This window comes from Microbispora sp. CSR-4 (genome assembly GCF_008033685.1).
GTDB lineage: Bacteria > Actinomycetota > Actinomycetes > Streptosporangiales > Streptosporangiaceae > Microbispora.
The window spans coordinates 1-464 of the sequence record NZ_VJVX01000269.1 but is presented as its reverse complement, the minus strand read 5'-3'; the positions used below and the strand labels follow the sequence as shown (position 1 = coordinate 464).

1 pseudogene is annotated in these 464 nt (G+C 63.8%); it reads left to right on the top strand.

From position 1 onward, the window contains the following. Positions 1 to 437: pseudogene (locus tag FLV34_RS39770) on the top strand (hypothetical protein); the annotation flags it as partial. Positions 438 to 464 lie beyond the last annotated feature (27 nt).

The following is a 464-nucleotide window of genomic DNA, read 5'->3' as shown; positions in this document are numbered from 1 at the left end:
CGATCGGTCTGAAGGACGTCGGCACCCTCGGGTCCAACGTCGGTGGTCAGGGTCTGGCCTACAACCAGAAGATCGGCACGGGCATCTTCGAGTTCGGTTACCCGAGCGGGTCGCACCCGGACGGCAACTACGCCTTCTCCGGCAAGACCCAGAAGTGGGCCTACGGCAAGACCTTCAAGGCCTCCGCGCCGTCCCTGAAGGCCGAGGAGCTGGTGGGCATCAAGTCCTCCTTCACCGGCGAGGGCTCCATCGGTTCCGCGTGGCTGTACCGCTACAGCAACGCCAAGCGGCTCGGTTACCTCAACGGTGTGACCATCGCGGTCTCCGACACCGACGGCAACAACCGCATCGACACCAACGTCTCCCCGTACTTCGACGGTGAGACCCTGGGCGTCTACAAGGCCGCTGCCGCCAACTGGTCCGGCAAGATCGTCTGATCAACCCCCCAGTAACGCAGAGTCAAG